Annotated in this window: 14 protein-coding genes and 1 tRNA gene; 2 read left to right on the top strand and 13 right to left on the bottom strand. The window is 68.6% G+C overall.

Going from position 1 to position 16,750, the window contains the following annotated elements; all coding sequences use genetic code 11:
• Positions 1–12: 12 nt before the first annotated feature.
• Positions 13–87, bottom strand: a tRNA-Thr gene (locus BLS81_RS09745).
• A 63-nt stretch (positions 88–150) separates the two neighbouring features.
• Between BLS81_RS09745 and BLS81_RS21065 the strand changes: the two genes are divergently transcribed.
• Entirely contained in the window at positions 151–285 is a 135-nt protein-coding gene (locus BLS81_RS21065) for a hypothetical protein (protein ID WP_256326167.1), read from the top strand.
• Here the strand turns inward: BLS81_RS21065 and BLS81_RS09740 are convergent.
• Positions 275–2,071 (bottom strand): aminopeptidase P family protein, encoded by a 1,797-nt coding sequence (locus tag BLS81_RS09740; protein WP_093223419.1) that lies wholly within the window; start codon positions 2,069–2,071, stop codon positions 275–277. The two genes, BLS81_RS21065 and BLS81_RS09740, sit on opposite strands and share 11 nt — an antisense overlap.
• 128 nt (positions 2,072–2,199) lie before the next feature.
• On the opposite strand from BLS81_RS09740, the gene BLS81_RS09735 reads away from it, so the two are divergent.
• Positions 2,200–4,263: a S9 family peptidase gene (locus BLS81_RS09735; RefSeq protein WP_093223417.1), complete on the top strand. Its 2,064-nt coding sequence runs from the start codon at positions 2,200–2,202 to the stop codon at positions 4,261–4,263.
• 326 nt (positions 4,264–4,589) lie between these two features.
• Here BLS81_RS09735 and BLS81_RS09730 read toward each other — a convergent pair whose 3' ends face one another.
• The 11 genes from BLS81_RS09730 to BLS81_RS09680 form a co-directional block, all read right to left on the bottom strand.
• A complete protein-coding gene (locus tag BLS81_RS09730) occupies positions 4,590–5,729 on the bottom strand; it encodes a GNAT family N-acetyltransferase (RefSeq protein ID WP_093223416.1) in 1,140 nt (379 codons plus the stop codon).
• Between the two features lie 9 nt (positions 5,730–5,738).
• Positions 5,739–7,127 carry a glycosyltransferase gene (locus BLS81_RS09725; RefSeq protein ID WP_093223414.1) on the bottom strand — a complete coding sequence of 463 codons (1,389 nt, stop codon included), beginning with the start codon at positions 7,125–7,127 and terminating at the stop codon, positions 5,739–5,741.
• A gap of 70 nt (positions 7,128–7,197) precedes the next feature.
• Positions 7,198–7,983 carry a hypothetical protein gene (locus BLS81_RS09720; RefSeq protein WP_256326166.1) on the bottom strand — a complete coding sequence of 262 codons (786 nt, stop codon included), beginning with the start codon at positions 7,981–7,983 and terminating at the stop codon, positions 7,198–7,200.
• Positions 7,984–8,075: 92 nt separating this feature from the next.
• On the bottom strand, positions 8,076–8,351 hold the full coding sequence (locus BLS81_RS09715; RefSeq protein WP_093223413.1) for a hypothetical protein: 276 nt from the start codon (positions 8,349–8,351) through the stop codon (positions 8,076–8,078).
• A 240-nt stretch (positions 8,352–8,591) separates the two neighbouring features.
• Positions 8,592–9,449 (bottom strand): fumarylacetoacetate hydrolase family protein, encoded by an 858-nt coding sequence (locus BLS81_RS09710; protein ID WP_093223411.1) that lies wholly within the window; start codon positions 9,447–9,449, stop codon positions 8,592–8,594.
• The gene (lldD, locus tag BLS81_RS09705) at positions 9,446–10,618 is read right to left on the bottom strand and encodes an FMN-dependent L-lactate dehydrogenase LldD (protein ID WP_093223410.1); all 1,173 of its coding nucleotides are present in this window, start codon (positions 10,616–10,618) and stop codon (positions 9,446–9,448) included. Before lldD ends, BLS81_RS09710 begins: the two co-directional genes overlap by 4 nt.
• Before the next feature lie 10 nt (positions 10,619–10,628).
• Positions 10,629–11,360, bottom strand: a complete 732-nt coding sequence (locus BLS81_RS09700) for an SDR family oxidoreductase (protein WP_093223408.1) — start codon at positions 11,358–11,360, stop codon at positions 10,629–10,631.
• A 36-nt stretch (positions 11,361–11,396) separates the two neighbouring features.
• Positions 11,397–13,484: a right-handed parallel beta-helix repeat-containing protein gene (locus BLS81_RS09695; RefSeq protein ID WP_093223407.1), complete on the bottom strand. Its 2,088-nt coding sequence runs from the start codon at positions 13,482–13,484 to the stop codon at positions 11,397–11,399.
• On the bottom strand, positions 13,474–14,316 hold the full coding sequence (locus BLS81_RS09690) for an amidohydrolase family protein (protein ID WP_256326165.1): 843 nt from the start codon (positions 14,314–14,316) through the stop codon (positions 13,474–13,476). The genes BLS81_RS09695 and BLS81_RS09690 overlap by 11 nt, the downstream gene beginning before the upstream one ends.
• Positions 14,313–15,596: an MFS transporter gene (locus tag BLS81_RS09685; protein ID WP_093223404.1), complete on the bottom strand. Its 1,284-nt coding sequence runs from the start codon at positions 15,594–15,596 to the stop codon at positions 14,313–14,315. Before BLS81_RS09685 ends, BLS81_RS09690 begins: the two co-directional genes overlap by 4 nt.
• Positions 15,593–16,702 carry an enolase C-terminal domain-like protein gene (locus BLS81_RS09680; protein WP_093223402.1) on the bottom strand — a complete coding sequence of 370 codons (1,110 nt, stop codon included), beginning with the start codon at positions 16,700–16,702 and terminating at the stop codon, positions 15,593–15,595. The genes BLS81_RS09685 and BLS81_RS09680 overlap by 4 nt, the downstream gene beginning before the upstream one ends.
• Between the last annotated feature and the right edge of the window lie 48 nt (positions 16,703–16,750).

Here is a 16,750-nt window from a genome sequence, read left to right as displayed (position 1 = left end):
CGGATCAAGAAATGGTGCTGCCGGTGAGGATTGAACTCACGACCTCAGCCTTACCAAGGATGCGCTCTACCACTGAGCTACGGCAGCATTTCCGGTTATCGCGGAGCGGGCGTAAGAGACGAGGCGGACGACGTTGTCAAGGCTGATGCGATGAGTGAGAGCAAGGAAACGCGCGAAGAGCGGCTCGCGGCGGCGCTGCGCGAGAATCTGCGCCGCCGCAAGGCGCGCGCGCGGGGCGGCGAATCGGCCGCGCCCGCGCCGCGCGAAGACGTGCCTAGCCGATAGGCGCGCATTTCGCGGCCAGCCACGCCCGCTCCGCCTCGTCCATCTGCGGCGCGAGCACCGCGAGCACCCGCGCGTGATAGGCATCGAGCCACGCCCGCTCGGCCGGGCTGAGCATCTCGGCGACGATCAGCGCGCGCTCGATGGGCACGAAGGTGAGCGTCTCGAAGCCGAGCATCGCCTGCTCGCACCCGGCGATCTCACGCGGCTCGACCAGGATCAGGTTCTCGATGCGGATGCCGTATTCGCCCGCCTTGTAATAGCCTGGCTCATTGGAGAGGATCATGCCCGCGCGCAGCGGCTCGGACGGGCCGCCGCCGGGATAGAAAGGCTGCGCGATCCGTTGCGGCCCCTCATGCACCGACAGATAGGCGCCGACGCCGTGGCCGGTGCCATGCGCGTAGTCGAGCCCTGCCTCCCACAGCGGGCGGCGCGCGAAGCCGTCGAGCTGGCCGCCGGTGGTGCCCGGCGGGAAGATCGCGGTGGCGAGCGCGATATGGCCTTTCAGTACGCGGGTGAAGCGGTCGCGCATCTCCTCGGTGGGCGTGCCGACCGGGATCACCCGAGTCACGTCGGTGGTGCCGTCGCGATATTGCCCGCCTGAATCGACGAGGTAGAGCTGCCCCGGCGTGATCGGCGCGTTCGACTGCTCGGTCACCTTGTAATGCGGGCTGGCGCCGTGCGCGCCGGTCGCCGAGATCGTGTCGAACGAACTGTCGAGCCACACGCCGGTGGCCTCGCGGAACGCCTGTAGCTTCGCCGCCGCCGAAAGCTCGGTCTCGCCGCCCGCCGGCAATGCCGTCTCAGCCCAGCGCAGGAACCGCGCCAGCGCCGCCCCGTCGCGTGCCGATGCCGCGCGGTGGCCGGCGATCTCGGTCGGGTTCTTGATCGCCTTCGCCAGCACGGCCGGATCGCGCAGCGGCAACACGGTCGCCCCGCCCGCCGCGAGCGAATCGAAGATCGCCGCCACCGCCCGCTCGGGATCGGCGGCGACGCGCTTGCCCGCGAAGCCCGCCAGCGTCCCCGCGAAATCGGCGCGGTCGCGCAGCCGCACCGCGTTGCCGAGATGCTGGCGCACCGCATCGTCGATCTTCTCGGGGGCGACGAACAGCTCGGCGGTGCCATCGGCATCGACGATCGCATACGCGAGCGCGACCGGGGTGTGCTCGACATCGCGGCCGCGCACGTTGAGCGCCCAGGCGATCGAATCGAGCGCGCTCAGCACCACCGCGTCGGCCTTGCGCTCGGCGAGCCAGTCGGCGATCGCCGCGCGCTTCTCCGCCGAGGATGCCCCGGCGACCGCGTCGTCCTGCACGACCAGCCGCGCGTCGGAGGGCGCGGGGCGATCGGGCCAGACCGCATCGACCGGATTGGTATCGACCGGCACCAGCGTGGCGCCACGCTCGGCGAGCGCGCGGCCCGCCTCGGCGACCCAGGCGCTGGTGTGCAGCCACGGGTCATAGCCGATCCGCCCGCCCTCGGCGGCATGCGTGCCAAGCCATTCGGCGACGCTGGTCGCCGGCACGCCCACGAACTGCCAGTCCTCCGCAGAGACCTGTTCGCGCACCTGCAGCGTGTAGCGCCCGTCGGTGAAGATTGCCGCCTCCTGCGGCAGCACCACCGCCGTCCCCGCCGAGCCCTGGAAACCGGTCAGCCAGGCGAGCCGCTGCGCATAGTCACCGACATATTCGCTCATGTGCTCGTCGGTGAGCGGCACGACGAAGCCGTCGAGCCGGTCGCGGGCAAGCTGGTCGCGAAGGGCGGCGAGGCGGGCGGAATAGGTCGACATGAAGCGGTCCTGCGGATGGCGTGCGGAAACGCATAGTGTATGCGCGGGCGCACGGCGACGCGAGGGCTTTCGCCCGCTTCCCGTGGGGGCCATTGCCGCCGGCCCGCCCGCACCCTAGGTCTGCGCACATGACCGAGACACCCAAGCCGCCGATCGCGGCGCGCCGCCCGCACAGCTTCACGACGCACGGCATCACCATCGAAGACCCCTATGCGTGGCTCAAGGACGCGGGCTATCCCGAGGTGACCGACCCCGACGTGCTCGCCTATCTTGAGGCGGAAAACGCCTATTTCGAGAGCATGATGGCGCCGCACCGCCCGCTGGTCGACCGGCTCTACGAAGAGATGAAGGCGCGCATCAAGGAGGACGAATCCTCGGTGCCGCAGAAGGACGGCGACTGGCTGTACTGGACCGCGTTCGAGACCGGCGGCGAATATCGCAAATGGTGGCGCAAGCCCGTCGCGGGCGGCGACGACCAGCTCATCCTCGACGAGCCGGCGCTGGCGCAGGGCAAGGAATATTTCCGGCTCGGCACGCTGTCGGTGAGCAACGACGGCAAGCTGCTCGCCTACGCGATCGACGACACCGGTTCGGAGCGGTTCGAGCTGCGCGTCAAGAACCTCGAAACCGGCGAGCATCTGCCCGACGTTATCCCGGGCACGCTGTCCGAGATCGTCTGGACCGCCGACGACAAAGGCTTCCTCTACGGCCTCGCCAACGAGCAATGGCGCACCGACAACGCCCGGCTGCATTGGCTCGGCACCGATCCTGCCGACGATATCGAACTGTTCCGCGAGGCCGACGAAGGCTACCGCGTCGGCATTTCGGAGACGAGCGCGCGCAACTGGATCATCATCGCGACCGGCGATCATGTGACGAGCGAAGTCTATCTGCTCCCCGCGCATGATCCGCTGGCTAAGCCGCTGCTCGTCTCGGCGCGCCAGCCGGGGCGCGAATATGATGTCGACGAGCATGACGGCACGCTGTTCATCCACACCAACGATGCCGATCCAATGTGGCGGCTCTGCACCGCCTCGATCGACGCGCCCGGCGAATGGCGGGAGCGGATCGCCCCCTCCGCGCATTTCTATATGACCGGCGTGTCGTGCTTCCGCGATTTCTTCATCGTCGATGGCCGCGAGGACGGGCTCGATCAGGTCGAAATCCACCGCTACGATCCGACCATCGCGCCGCAGCGCATCGTCTTCCCCGAGGCGAGCTATGACGCCGGCCTCGGCGACAATCCCGAATATGCGATGGACGTGCTGCGGCTCGGCTATGAATCGATGGTCACGCCGGGCACCGTCTATGATTACGACGTCGCGACCGGCGAGATGACCGTGCTCAAGGTGCAGGAAATCCCCTCGGGCTATGACGCGGGCAAATACCGCACCGAACGGCTCAAGATCACCGCGCGCGACGGCACCGAGGTGCCGGTGTCGATCGTCTATCCCAAGGACTTCGTGAAGGACGGCTCGGCGCCGCTCTACCTGTATGCCTATGGCGCCTATGGCCACGCGATCCCGCCCGGATTCTCGACCGGGCGGCTGTCGCTGCTCGATCGCGGCTTCGCGTATGCGATCGCCCACATTCGCGGCGGCGACGATCTCGGCCAGCAATGGTATCACGACGGCAAGCTCGAAAAGCGCACCAACACGTTCAACGATTTCGTCGATGTCGCGAAGGGCTTGATCGCGCAAGGCTGGACCAGCGCTGGCAAGATCGCGATCGCCGGCCGCTCGGCGGGCGGCGAGCTGATGGGCGCGGTGGTCAATTCCGATCCCGAATTGTGGGGCGCGGTGATCGCCGACGTGCCGTTCGTCGATGTGCTCAACACGATGCTCGACGCCGACCTGCCACTGACGCCCGGAGAATGGCCCGAATGGGGCAACCCGATCGAGGACAAGGCCGCGTTCGAGCTGATCCGCAGCTATTCGCCCTACGACCAAGTCGGCGCGCACGCCTATCCGCCGTTGTTCATCTCGGGCGGCCTCAACGATCCGCGCGTGACCTATTGGGAACCGGCCAAATGGGCCGCCAAGCTGCGCGCCACTAAGACCGACGACAATATCCTGTTCCTCAAGACCAACATGGGCGCCGGACACGGCGGCAAATCGGGCCGGTTCGAGAGCTTGCGCGAGGCAGCGGAGGAACATGCCTTCGTGCTGTGGCAAATGGGAATCGAGGCGTAGACACCGTTCGTCCCGAGCGAAGTCGAGGGACGGACGAGAGAGCAAGTGCCTCGACTTCGCTCGGCACGAACGGGGGAGTGCGCTAAGCTGACATCACCCGGCCAGCCCTTTCGGCCTCACACCCGGCACGAACGGGGGGCGATGCGCTGGGCCGACATCACCCGACCAGCCCTTTCGGCCTCCACGCTCCGCACGAGCGGTCTTGACGGCGCCACGATACACCGTTCGCACTGAGCTTGTCGAAGTGCGTGCCACGGGCACCGCGCTCCCGGCGCGTGCCTGGACTTCGCTCGGCACGAACGGATCGGAGGTGGCGGGGCGGAGCGTCACGCCTTCCGAAACGGCGTAAGCTCCGCCAGAGACTCCTGATCGCTCTCCACCGCCGCCCGTTCGCGCACCAGGAAATCGGCGACGGCGCGACGGAAATTGGGGTCGGGGATGTAATGCGCCGACCAGGTCGGCACCGGCGCATAGCCGCGCGCGAGCTTGTGCTCGCCCTGCGCGCCCGCCTCGACCACGGTCTTGCCGAGCGCGATGGCCGCGTCGATCGCCTGATAATAGCAGAGTTCGAAGTGAAGGAACGGCACCTCCTCGGTACAGCCCCAATAGCGCCCGTACAGCGTGTCCGCGCCGATCAGGTTGAGCGCGCCCGCGATCGGCCGGCCGCCGCGCTCCGCGAGCATCAGCAGCACCTTGTTCCCCATCCGCTCCCCCAGCAGCGAGAAGAAGCGGCGGGTGAGATAGGGCCGCCCCCATTTGCGCGAGCCGGTGTCCTGATAGAAGGTCCAGAACGCATCCCACGCCGCTTCGGTGAGGTCGCCCCCGGTCAGATGGCGGACGGTGATGCCGCCTTCGAGCGCGCCGGCGCGCTCCTTGCGGATCGCCTTGCGCTTGCGGCTGGAAAGCGCGCCGAGGAAATCGTCGAAGCTCGCATAGCCCTCGTTGCGCCAGTGGAACTGCGTGCCCTCGCGGATCAGCCAGCCCGCCGCCTCGAACAGCGGCACCTGGTCGGGGGCGACGAAGGTCGCGTGCGCGGAGGAGAGGCCGTGCTGATCGGTGACGGCTTCGAGCGCGGCGATCAGCGCGGGCGCGTGCGCCGGATCGCGCAGCAACAGCCGTGGCCCCGGCGCGGGGGTGAAGGGCACCGCGATCTGGAGCTTGGGGTAATAGTCGCCGCCGGCGCGGCCATAGGCATCGGCCCAGGCGTGATCGAAGACATATTCGCCCTGGCTGTGGCTCTTCGCGTAAGCGGGTGCGATCGCGACCGGCGTGCCGTCACCGCCTTCGACCAGCACCGGCACCGGCTGCCAGCCGGTGCGCGCGGTCGCGCTGCCCGAGTCCTCGAGGATCGACAGGAAGGCGTGGCTGAGAAAGGGATTGTCCTCGCCCGCGCACGCATCCCAATCGGCGGCGGGCACCGACGCGACACCGTCGGCGAGTCTGGCGGTGACGTCGGCTCTGCTCACCGGCCCAAGCTAGGGCGTGGGCGCGGCTTTTCCAACCGCCGTCTGCCCGATCGGCCAGCACAACAGCAGAAGCAGGAACGGCGTCACGAAATCGCGGTGGCGCTCGCCGAATTCGAACCACACGCCGAACAGCGCGAGCTGGAGCGCGCATGCCGCGATCAACAGCAGCAGCGCACCCGGCACCGCGCGCGATCCGGCGCGCCACGCGGCGAGCGCGAGCAGCGCGGCATGGCTGAGATGCGAGACCGGCCAGAGCACCGCCGCGAGCGTGCGCCCGATCGTCGGGCTCATCGCCTCCAGCCGTACCACGCCGAAGATGCTCACCCCGCAGGCGCGCACGAACTTGGTGAGCGTGAGGCGCACGAAGCCCGCCGGATCGCTCCTGATCCAGTCGACCGCCAGCGCGGCGGCGCGCTTGCCGACGATGATCTCGGGCAGGTCGCGCAAGCCGGGCGGATATTCGATCCAGTTGCCGGTCGCCTGCGCATTGTTGCCGACCCACAGGCTCAAGCCCCCCGCGCTGGTCAGCGGCACGAACATCCCGAACACCAGCCAGTTGCGCGCCCACCACGGCAACATCACCAGCACCGCCACCGGCAGCGCCATCAGCCCTCGCCGGATCACGCTCCTGATGCCGATCCGCCGCGCGAGCATCAGTCCGATCAGCGCGGCGAGCGGCGCCTGCCCCGGCTGCGTCAGCGCGAGCAACCCCGCGAGGCCGCCGAGCACGATCGCCGCGCGCCAGCCTTTCCCCTCCCCCAGCCACGCCAGCGCAATCGCGAGCACCAGCAGCGCGCAAAAGCCTTCCTTGGCGGCGAGCGGCGCGGAGAGGACGACGGAGGGCCAGATCAGATACAGCCACGCCGCGCGGCACCCGGCCGCGCCGCTGCCGAGCCGCGCGCCGAGCAGCGCGATCAGCATCGCCGCCGCGCCGTCGATCAGCGTGCCGAACGCCAGCAGCGAGCCGGTCGAGAAGCCCAGCACCGCGCCCCATCCGGCCAGCAGCAACGGATAGAGCGGCGGGTAGAAAGCGCGGCAATAGAGATTCAGATAGCTTTCATAGACGCCGAAATCGCCGTGCAGCACGAGGTTGCGCGCCAGCTCGACATAGGCGTGCGGATCGCCCGGCGAGATGCGCCCATCGGCGAGGGTCGCGGACCCGAACCGCAGGGCGGCGATGACGAGCGCCATGCCGATCAGGCTCGCCGGTCCCGGCCGCCGCGTGAGCGCGCGCACCCCCGCCGCCGCCGCGCCGGCCCAAGCCCCGAACAGCAACACCCCGCCCGCGGACCAGCCCCAACGCGCTCCGAACCCCGGCAGCGACACCAGCGCATAGACGAACAGCGCCGCCAGCACCGTCGCCGTCACGACGCGCAGCGGTGATCGCGGGATGCTCACGCGCCGATACGCCGATCGGGCATGGCCGGGCTGTCAGTTCCCGAAGGCGGTTGCGCGGCCACGTCGCGGCCTATTCGGTCCGCTCGCCACTCAGATAGGGCAGCAGCCGGACGCGGGGGAAGACATCGTCGAGCGGCTTTGTGTCGGGCAGGATATAGACGACGCCGCCGGCCTTCTGGAACAGCGGGCGTACGTGCTTGGTGTAGAAGCTCGTGCCGACGTTGATGCAGCCGAAGCTGATGCGGTTGTCGTCGGGCGTGGGCGAGAGCAGCCGCGCGACGCGGTGCTCCTTCTTGTTGGTGGTGATGACCGCGTGGAGCGCGACCGAATTGGCATAATCGACCCACAGCACCTGCGTATGGCCGAACGCCTTGCCGAACTTGGCGACGAAGCGGCCCGCCGGCGTGGTCCGTTCGGCCGGGCCGATCTGGGACAGGTTCTTGGCACCGACGCCGGGGGAGGAATCGTCGCCCACGCCCATGCCGAGCAGCACCGGCGTCTGCCCGATCACCTCGCCGTTCGCCCGGAACAGGAACAGCATCGCCGCCTGCTTGTCGATCACGATATAGGGGAGCGAACCATTGTCATGTTCCGCCGCGATCCAGCCGAGCACGCGGCCGACCGAATCGGAAGGGGTGATCGTCGGCGCCGGGCGCGATTCGCCGGCCTTGGCGGTGGCCTTGCGCTTCGCCGCGGCCGAAGGCTTGGCCTTGCCCTTGGCGACAGCGCCCTTTGCCGGGGCCTTGCCCTTGGCGGGAGCCTTTTTCACCGCGGGCGCGGGTTTGTGTGGAGTGGTCGGTGCCGCCAGGACCGGCGACACCGACATTCCGAGCAGCACCGCAGGAAGCAAGCCCATGCGGCGAACGATACGAAACGACCCTGTGAACATGATAGCCTTGTTCAACAGAGCCGTTCGCGAATGCAACTGTAATTAATGGCTTACCGCGATCAGCCGCGCGGCCTGCGCTGGCGCCGCTGCTGCTGTTGCTGGATCTGCTGGTCGAGCCCGTCGACGCGGCCCTGAAGCTGGTCGATCCGCTGGCCGTTCTGCTGTGCCTGCCCAGCGGCCGCCTGCGCCTGCGTGAGTGCCTGGCCAGCGGTGCCTTCGACGGTATGAAGCCGCCCGTCGATGCCGTCGATCCGCGAATTGACGGTGGCGATCTGGCTGTTCACATAACCCTTGGTGGCGCAACCGCCGAGGCCGACCGACCCGAGCAGGATCATGGCGGCGGCTGAAGTCTTCGAAGGCATTGAAAGCATATACGCACCTCTACGCGAAGGTTGGGGTGCGAGAACGAAGCTCAGACCTCCGGGCTTGGCAATTTGTAATGGGTGAGACGTGCGCCGAACGCGGTGGAAGGCTTGATCGGCATCAAGAATGTTGTCTGGAGAAGTACCGAATCGGCGAACGCTAAGACCGGGAATCGCGCGGGCACCCGTCGGACGGGCACCCGCACGCCGCCGTCAGCGCCGTGGTGCCGCCGCGACGCAGGTCTGGCGCTGCTCGCCCAGGCCGTCGATCCCGAGGCGGATCGTGTCACCCGCCTTCAGATACCAGGGCTCCGGCTTCTGCCCCAGCCCCACGCCCGGCGGGGTGCCGGTGGTGATGATGTCGCCCGGCTCCAGCGTCATGAAGCGCGAGCAATAGGCGACGATCTGCGCGACCGTGAAGATCATCGTCGCCGTGGTGCCGTTCTGGAGACGCTCGCCATTCACCTCGAGCCAGAGCCCGAGCGCCTGCGGATCGCCCACCTCGTCGGCCGTCACCAGCCACGGGCCGACCGGGCCGAAGGTCGGGAAGCCCTTGCCCTTGTCCCAGGTCGGGCCGCGCTCGGTCTGCCATTCCCGCTCCGACACGTCGTTGACGACGCAATAGCCGGCGACATGCGCGAGCGCCTCGGCCTCGTCGATATCATGCGCGGCGGTGCCGATGACGACGCCGAGTTCGACCTCCCAATCGGTCTTGGTCGAATCGCGCGGGATCGTGATGGGGTCGTTCGGCCCCTGGAGGCAGTTCACCCATTTGTTGAACACCACCGGCTCGGACGGGATCGGCAGGTTCGATTCGGCGGCGTGATCGGCATAATTCAGCCCGATCGCGATGAACTTGCGCGTGCCGGTGACCGGCACCCCGTAGCGCGCGCCCTCGGCGGCGAGCGGCAGCGTCTCGATCTCCACCGCGCGCAGCCGCGCGAGGCCCTCGGCGGACAGGACCGTGGCGTCGATGTCGGCGACCACGCCTGAAAGGTCGCGGATGCGGCCGTCGGCATCGACGATACCCGGCTGCTCGGCGCCGGCCGGGCCAAATCGGCAAAGTTTCATATCATAGTCCTTCTGATCGGATCGGAGGGGTAATCGGCGAGGATCGTGCGGTCGAGCGCGTCGGCGCGGTTGCAGCCGGCCAGCGTCATGACCACGCGCATTTCCTTTTCAAGCATCGACAGCATGCGGTCGACCCCCGCTTCGCCCTGGGCGGCGAGCGCCCATAGCCAGGCGCGGCCGAGCAACACGCCGCGCGCGCCGAGCGCGAGCATGCGAACCACGTCGAGCCCCGAGCGGATACCGCCATCGGCGAGGATCGTCATCCGGTCGCCCACCGCGTCGGCGATCGCCGGCAGCGCGCGCGCGGTCGACAGCACGCCGTCGAGCTGCCGCCCGCCGTGGTTGGACACGACCAGCCCCTGCGCGCCGTACGCCGCCGCGTCGCGCGCATCGTCGGGATCGAGGATGCCCTTGATGACGAGCGGGCCGTCCCAAGCATCGCGCAGCCAGTCGAGATCCTTCCAGCGGATGCCGGGATCGAAATTGGCGGCCAGCCAGCCGATGTAATCGTTCATGCCGCTGTCCTCGCCCAGCACCGGCACGAGATTGCCGAGCTGGTGCGGCCGCCCGCGCAGGCCGACGTCCCACGCCCAGCCGGGCTTGCCGAAGGTCTGCGCGACCCGTCGCATCGGCCCGTTCGCGCCCGACATGCCCGAATGGAGATCGCGGTGGCGGATGCCCGGCGTCGGCATGTCGACCGTGAAGACGAGCGTGGTCGCGCCCTGCGCCTTGGCGACCGCGATCAGATCGCGCATGAAGCCGCGATCGCGCACGACATAGAGCTGGAACCACAGGTTCACGTCGGGCGCGCCCGCGCGCAGTTCGGCGAGCGGGCAGATCGCGACGGTGGAAAGCGTAAAAGGTATGCCGTGCCGCGCCGCCGCCCGCGCCGCCTGCACCTCGCCGCGCCGGCGGAACATGCCGCCGATCCCGATCGGCCCGAGCGCGACCGGCAGCGGCATGCGGCGGCCGAACCATTCGGCCGACAGATCGACGTTCGCCACATCCTGCAACACGCGCTGGCGCAGCGCGATGCCGGCGAGATCGGCGACGTTGCGGCGCATCGTATGCTCGGCACCCGCGCCGCCATCGGCATAGTCGAACAGGAAGCGCGGCAACCGCCGCCGCGCGGCTTCGCGGAAATCGTCTATCGCCGCGATGATGGTCATGCGAGCGCACTCACGCCATCGTCCAGCCGCCGTCGATCGCGATCGCGCTGCCGGTGATATACCCGCTCTCGTCGCTGGCGAGATACAGCGCGAGCTGCGCGATCTCCTCAGCGGTGCCGATCCGTCCCATCGGCTGGCGCGCGATGAAGGCGGCACGCGCCGCTTCGGCGTCCCCCGTCGCGGCGAGCCGCTCGTCGAGCGAGGGCGACTGCACCGTGCCCGGGCAGATCGCGTTGCAGCGGATGCCCTGGCCGACATAGTCGAGCGCGATCGAGCGGGTCAGCCCGACCACCGCGCCCTTCGAAGCGCAATAGGCGAGCCGGTTGGGCACGCCGATCATCGCGCCGGCGACCGAGGCGATGTTGACGATCGCGCCGCGCCCCGCCGCCAGCATCGCCGGCAGCACCGCCTGCGTCATGCGGATCGTCGCGCGGACGTTGAGATCGAACGACAGATCGAGGCCGCGTTCGGTGACGCTGAGCAGATCGCCGGCATCGACATAGCCCGCGCAATTGACCAGCGCATCGAGCGTACCCGCCGCCTCCCCCGCCTGCGCGACCGCGGCCGGATCGAGCAGATCGGCGACGCGCGTGTCGCAGCCGGCCAGCGTCGCCAGCGCCTCGGCCTTGAGGTCGAGCGCGATCACCGACGCGCCCTCGCCCACGAACAGCTCCGCGATGGCGCGGCCGATCCCCTGCGCGGCTCCGGTGACGAGTATGCGCTTTCCGGCGAGACGTGGCATGGATTGACCTTCCTTCAGCAATGCTGGGCGATGCGCTCAGGGTTTTTCGGGTTCGATGCCCGCGCGCGCGATCACGTCCTTGGCCGCGTCCGGCCAGGCGCCCGGCGCGACTGCAAGATTGTCGATGTCGCGGTTGTTGACATAGGGGGTCCACGCGCCGGTGCGCCGCCCGGAATCATGCCAGTTGCCGATCGCGGTGTTGTCCATCGCGGTGCGGCGCGGCGCGATATCGAGCTGCGAGTTCATGTTGAGCCACACGCCGACATTGCCGATCACGTTGTTGCGCAGCGTGACGTAGCGCGAGCCCTCGTCCAGATACATCGCGATGCCGTCCTTCACATCATAGATGTAATTCTCCGCGATCAGCGCGCCGGGATCGGCAGAGAGATGGTAGATCGCGCCGCCGTCGGGGAACCATTGCTTCACGTCATGCACGCGGTTGCCGACCACGACGCTGTCGCGCAGCGTCGTCGGCGTGTCGTACATCAGATTGCCGGGCTGGTTGTAATAGCCGCGATTGGCGGTGAGATAGGCCGCACTCCCGCCGGGATCGTTCGCGCCCCAGCCCCAGCCGATGTCGATCCCGTCGTAGGGCGCGCCCGAGACGTCGTTGTGCCACACGACCGCCCCGCTCGCATAGGTGACGAGGATCGCCGCCTGCTCGCGGTAATGCTGCGAGACGGTGCGCACCAGATTGTTGCTGATGAGGATGTCGCGCACGCTCATCTCGGGGCGCGAGGGATGATGCGCGTCGGGCCGCACCCCGCCCACCATGATCGCCCCGCCGGCGAGATCGGTGAAGCGCGAGCGGCGCACGTCGATCGCGCTGGTGCCCAGGCCGATGCCGCTGTCGTTGGCATCCGGGTTGTTGCCGATGCCGAGCGCGATCTGGCCGAGCTGCGTGAACTCGTCGTGATCGAACACGATCCGCGTCGCCGCCGCGACCTGCACCGCCGCCGGCTGCTGGCGCCAGCGGTTGCGCATCGCCTCGAACGGCCAGCATCCCCACGAACAGTCGCGGATCGGATCGCCCGGATAGCCGGCCCAGTCGCCGGCGAGGAACGAACCGCTCTGCTGGCTGGCATAGCCTTCCGGCCCCGACGGCAGCAGCCAACTGGTGTGGCGGAAGCTCAAACCCCGAAACTGGAGATCCTTGATCGTCTCGTCATAGCTGCCGGCGATCGACAGCAGCAGTTCGAGGCGCGGCAGTACCACCTCCAGCCGCCTCATGTCCTCACCCGCCGCCGGCTTGTAGTAGAGTTTTCCGGCGGTCGGATCGGCATAATATTGCCCGGACTCGCGCAGGAAGCTCAGCGAATTGACGAAGAACAGCCCGGCATTGTCGCCCCGGACCGACCGCGCGAACGTATCATAGCCGACCAGATTGTTGCGCCAGCCCGGCTGCTGCATCACGATGCGGTCGCCCTCGATCCGCTCGACCATCGCGTGACGATCGGTGAACCAGCCGGTCGCCTCGACCTCGATCCGGCTCTGGTCGGGCAGCTTCGCCAGCGAACGCCACTTCGGGTCGGTGATCTCGATGCCGGTCTTGTCGAAGCGGAATGCGCTGCGCGGCGCGCGCACCGCCGCACGCGGGGCCATGTGCCCGCCCACCCACAATTGGCGCGGATCGATCCCGCGCGGGATGTCCGCCACCCAGATGCCGCGCCTGGCGTCCGCGAGTGTCCAACCGGTGACGGGGGTACCGCCCGAGAGGATCGGATGCGCACCCGGCGCCGCCTCCCAGCGCACCGTATAGCCCCCCTGCCCGCCATCGGCGGCGGTGAAGCGCAACGGCGCGGTGAGGCGATAGACACCGTCCGCCACCCGCACCGTCACGTCATGGTCGGCGTTGAAGCGGCGCACCGCCGCCTGCGCGCGCGCGAAGGTGGCGAAGGGGTGCGCCGCGCTGCCGTCGCCCTCGTCCGACCCCTGCGGCGACACCGACACGACGACCGGCACCGGATCGGGACGGCGCGAGATGTGGATGGCGCCCGCCGTATGCTCCTTGCTGGCCACGGGCGGCACATAGGTCGGAATATCGGGCGAAGGCTGGACCTGCGCCGCGACGGGCGCGGCGGCGATCGTCAGCGAAGCGACGACCAGAAACCGATTATGCCGCATCCGCAGTCTCCAAAGCATAGAAATCGATCGCGGCGCCCTCGAACAGCCGCTCAAGATCGGCCCCGGCCTGCGCCGCGAGACGCAGCGCATCGTCGTGCCAGTGCCGATAGGCGTCGCCCGAGAGCAGCAGCACCGGCCAGTCGCTGCCCCACATCAGCCGCGCGCCGAACGCGCGCACGAGATGCTCGACATAGGGCATGAGGTCTTCGGCCGGCTGGCCAGGCGCCTGCTCGGTCCGCAACCCGGACATTTTGCAGTGCAAGCCGAGGCTCGCCAGCGCCGCGATGTCGTCTCGCCACGGATCGAGCGTCGCGGTGGCGGCATAGGGCTTGGCGGCATGGTCGATCACGATCGGAAGGTCGGGCCAACGCTCCGCGAAACGTGCGAGCATCGGCAAGTGGCGCGGCTGCACCAGCGCGTCGAGCCGCAGCCCCGCCGTCCGCATCGCCTCCAGCGCGGGGACGAGCGCGTCCTGTAACAGCCAGTCGGTGTCGGCGATCGATTGCAGCATCGGCCGCAGCCCGCGCAGCTTGGGCCGCTCGGCCAGCGCGAGGATGCGCTCGGGCGCTTGCGCGTGCGCCAGATCGACCCAGCCGACCACCGCCTGGACGAGCGGTGTGCGCTCCGCCAGCGCCAGCATCCAGTCGGTATCCGTGTCGGTCGGCTGCGACTGGACGAGCACGCTGCCGGTGAGCGGCAGGCCGGCCGCCGCCGTCACCAGATCGTCGGGGCCGAAGTCACGGTGGATGTCGGCCTCGGCGGCGGTCGGCCATTCGTGGCCAACGGTCGCGAGCGACCAGAAATGCTGGTGGGCGTCGATCAGCCGCATCATCGCACCGACCGGATCGGCAGGACGAGACAGGCGCCGACCACCACGAACAGGGCCGAGACGACGAACAGCAGCGGGTAATTGTTGCCGGTCGCGTGCAGCAAAGCCGCCGCCATCACCGGGCTGAGGATCTGCGGCACGTTGATCGCCGTCGTCAGGATGCCGAGATCCTTGCCGGTCGAATCCTCGCCGGGGCTGGCGGGCGGCAGCACGTGCGTCATCAAGGCGAGATCGACCGACATGAAGGCACCGTAGCCAATCCCGATCAGCCCGGCATAGAGGAACATCCCGCGCAGATCGGGCGAGAGCAGCGGCGCGATCTCCGCCAGCGCCATCACGAGCCCGGCGATGAACACCAGCGGCTTGAGCCGCCCCAATCGGTCCGACAGCCAGCCCGACAGCAACCCCGACACGACCAGCGCGACGAACGTCACCGAGGACATGCGCGCGATCGTCAGATTGGCGGCGCTCTGGGTCAGGCCGATATGCCCTTCGAGGATGTAGAGCAGATAGGTGAGGATCGCCTGATAGCCCATGTAGATCGAGAAACGCCCGAGCAGCGCCCAGGCGAAATCGGGATTGGCGCGCGGATCGATCCAGAACCCGCGCAGGAACGTCGCGATCCGGAACGGCGCTGGCGCGCTGAGCGTCGCGGGCAGCGGCGGCTCGGGATTGAGCGCGACAAAGGCGAGGCACGCGACGATGATCGCTCCGCCGACGATCGCATAGGCGACGAACAGGTGCGCGGCGAGCAGCCCGCCGAAGATCGTGCCCGCCGAAACGCCCGCCGTCATGCTCGCGCCGACCACGCCCGATACCATGCCGCGCTCGGTCGGGCGGAAGCGATCGGCGACGATCGTCGTGATCGACGGCTGCATCGAATTGAGGCTCACCGTCGCCACCAGCCACAAGGCGGTGACGCCGACGATGCCGCCGCCGAACGGGATCAGGATCGTCGCCACGCCCCCGATCACGCCGCCGAGCACGATCCACGGCGTGCGCCTGCCGAAGCGTGACCGCGTCCGGTCGGACAGCGCGCCCGATACCGGCGTGGTGATGGTGCTGAACACCGACGTGATCGCATAGACCACGCCGAGCGTCGCCATCTTGCCGGCGGGATCGAGATTCTCGATCTGGTTGGGCAGCAGCACGCCGAGAATCGACGCGTAGAGCGTGAGCAGCACGAAGAAGACCACGCCCAGGCTGACGATCAGCCGCCACTTGCCGCCCCCGCCGACGGGAACCGCGAGCGGTTCCGCCTCGATCCCGGCCTGTGCGGTCACGCCGCCGCGCTCGTCACATGCGGGAGCGCGCCGCCGTTCGCGCGCGCCGCATCGGACAGCACGAGGCCATGCCCCGGCGCCTCGCGGCCGTGGATCAGGCCGTCGGCCATCGCATAGGGTTCGTCGACGAGATGGTCGAAATTCTGGAAGCTGTATTCGAGCCACCGCACCCCCGGCAGCGCCAGCGCCATGTTGACCCCCAGTTCGAGGAAGGTGTTGCCGAGCGTCACCTCGACGTTCGCCTCGTTGGCGAGCCAGCCGGCGCGCATCACGTCCGACACTTGCCCGTGGACGTTGAGCATGTCGCAGGCGCGCGCCTCGATCAGTTTGCGCTTGCCGGTGAGGTCGAGATATTCGCCCGCGTTGATCCGGCTGATGCCGAGATGCCGCAGCATCTTGAGCCCGTCGATATCGTCGCGCGGAATCGGGTCTTCCAGCCAATAGATGCTGTGCCCGGCGCGTTCGAACAGCCGAACCGCCTGGATCGTCTCCTGCGCCGTCCACGCCTCGTTCGCGTCGATCATCACCGGGCGATCGGTGCCGACCGCCTTGCGCAGCAGATCGAGCCGGTGGAGATCGCGTTCGAGATCGGGATGACCGACCTTGATTTTATAGCCGAGGAAACCGCGCTCGCGGGCGTTGCCGAACAATTCGGTGAAATCATGGTCCGACAGATGGTAATCTAGCCCGCTCGCATAGACGCCCACCGCGCCGCGCTGCGCGCCGAGCATCCGCCACAGCGGCAGCCCGGACTGTTTGGCGAACAGATCCCAGATCGCGTGCTGGAGCGATTCCTCGAACGGCAGCCCCATCCGCCGCGCGTTGCCGCCGCGCACGCGGGTGACCGCCAGCGCGAGCGCCGCGGGATGCCGCCCTTCGAGCGCGGGCCAGGCTTCCGCCGCGAAGATGCGGTCGATCTCCCCCGCATCGGGCAGCGACGTGAACAGCGACTGCGCGAAGCCGAGGCCGACATTCCCCTTCGCGTCGATCAACTCGACCGCGACGAGCTGCGCGGTGGTGGCGCGGACCTGCGAGTCACCGATCGTCCGGTCGCGCTCGAAAGCGAGACGCGTGAGACGATACGCGACGATCGGCGTTGAAGACATTTCTTACTTCCTCTTTGATATATCAGTGTCTGTGCCGCAACGCGGGCG

Origin of the sequence: Sphingomonas sp. NFR15 (assembly GCF_900103265.1) — a bacterium.
Lineage (GTDB): Bacteria > Pseudomonadota > Alphaproteobacteria > Sphingomonadales > Sphingomonadaceae > Sphingomonas > Sphingomonas pollutisoli.
Note: the sequence above shows the minus strand (reverse complement) of the source record. Positions and strands in the feature narration are given on the sequence as shown.

Coding starts and splice junctions, on each gene's coding strand:
- BLS81_RS21065 (WP_256326167.1), top strand. CDS start 151: ATGAGTGAGAGCAAGGAAACGCGCGAAGAGCGGCTCGCGGCGGCGCTG.
- BLS81_RS09740 (WP_093223419.1), bottom strand. CDS start 2,071: ATGTCGACCTATTCCGCCCGCCTCGCCGCCCTTCGCGACCAGCTTGCC.
- BLS81_RS09735 (WP_093223417.1), top strand. CDS start 2,200: ATGACCGAGACACCCAAGCCGCCGATCGCGGCGCGCCGCCCGCACAGC.
- BLS81_RS09720 (WP_256326166.1), bottom strand. CDS start 7,983: ATGGGCTTGCTTCCTGCGGTGCTGCTCGGAATGTCGGTGTCGCCGGTC.
- BLS81_RS09715 (WP_093223413.1), bottom strand. CDS start 8,351: ATGATCCTGCTCGGGTCGGTCGGCCTCGGCGGTTGCGCCACCAAGGGT.
- BLS81_RS09710 (WP_093223411.1), bottom strand. CDS start 9,449: ATGAAACTTTGCCGATTTGGCCCGGCCGGCGCCGAGCAGCCGGGTATC.
- lldD (WP_093223410.1), bottom strand. CDS start 10,618: ATGACCATCATCGCGGCGATAGACGATTTCCGCGAAGCCGCGCGGCGG.
- BLS81_RS09700 (WP_093223408.1), bottom strand. CDS start 11,360: ATGCCACGTCTCGCCGGAAAGCGCATACTCGTCACCGGAGCCGCGCAG.
- BLS81_RS09695 (WP_093223407.1), bottom strand. CDS start 13,484: ATGCGGCATAATCGGTTTCTGGTCGTCGCTTCGCTGACGATCGCCGCC.
- BLS81_RS09690 (WP_256326165.1), bottom strand. CDS start 14,316: ATGATGCGGCTGATCGACGCCCACCAGCATTTCTGGTCGCTCGCGACC.
- BLS81_RS09680 (WP_093223402.1), bottom strand. CDS start 16,702: ATGTCTTCAACGCCGATCGTCGCGTATCGTCTCACGCGTCTCGCTTTC.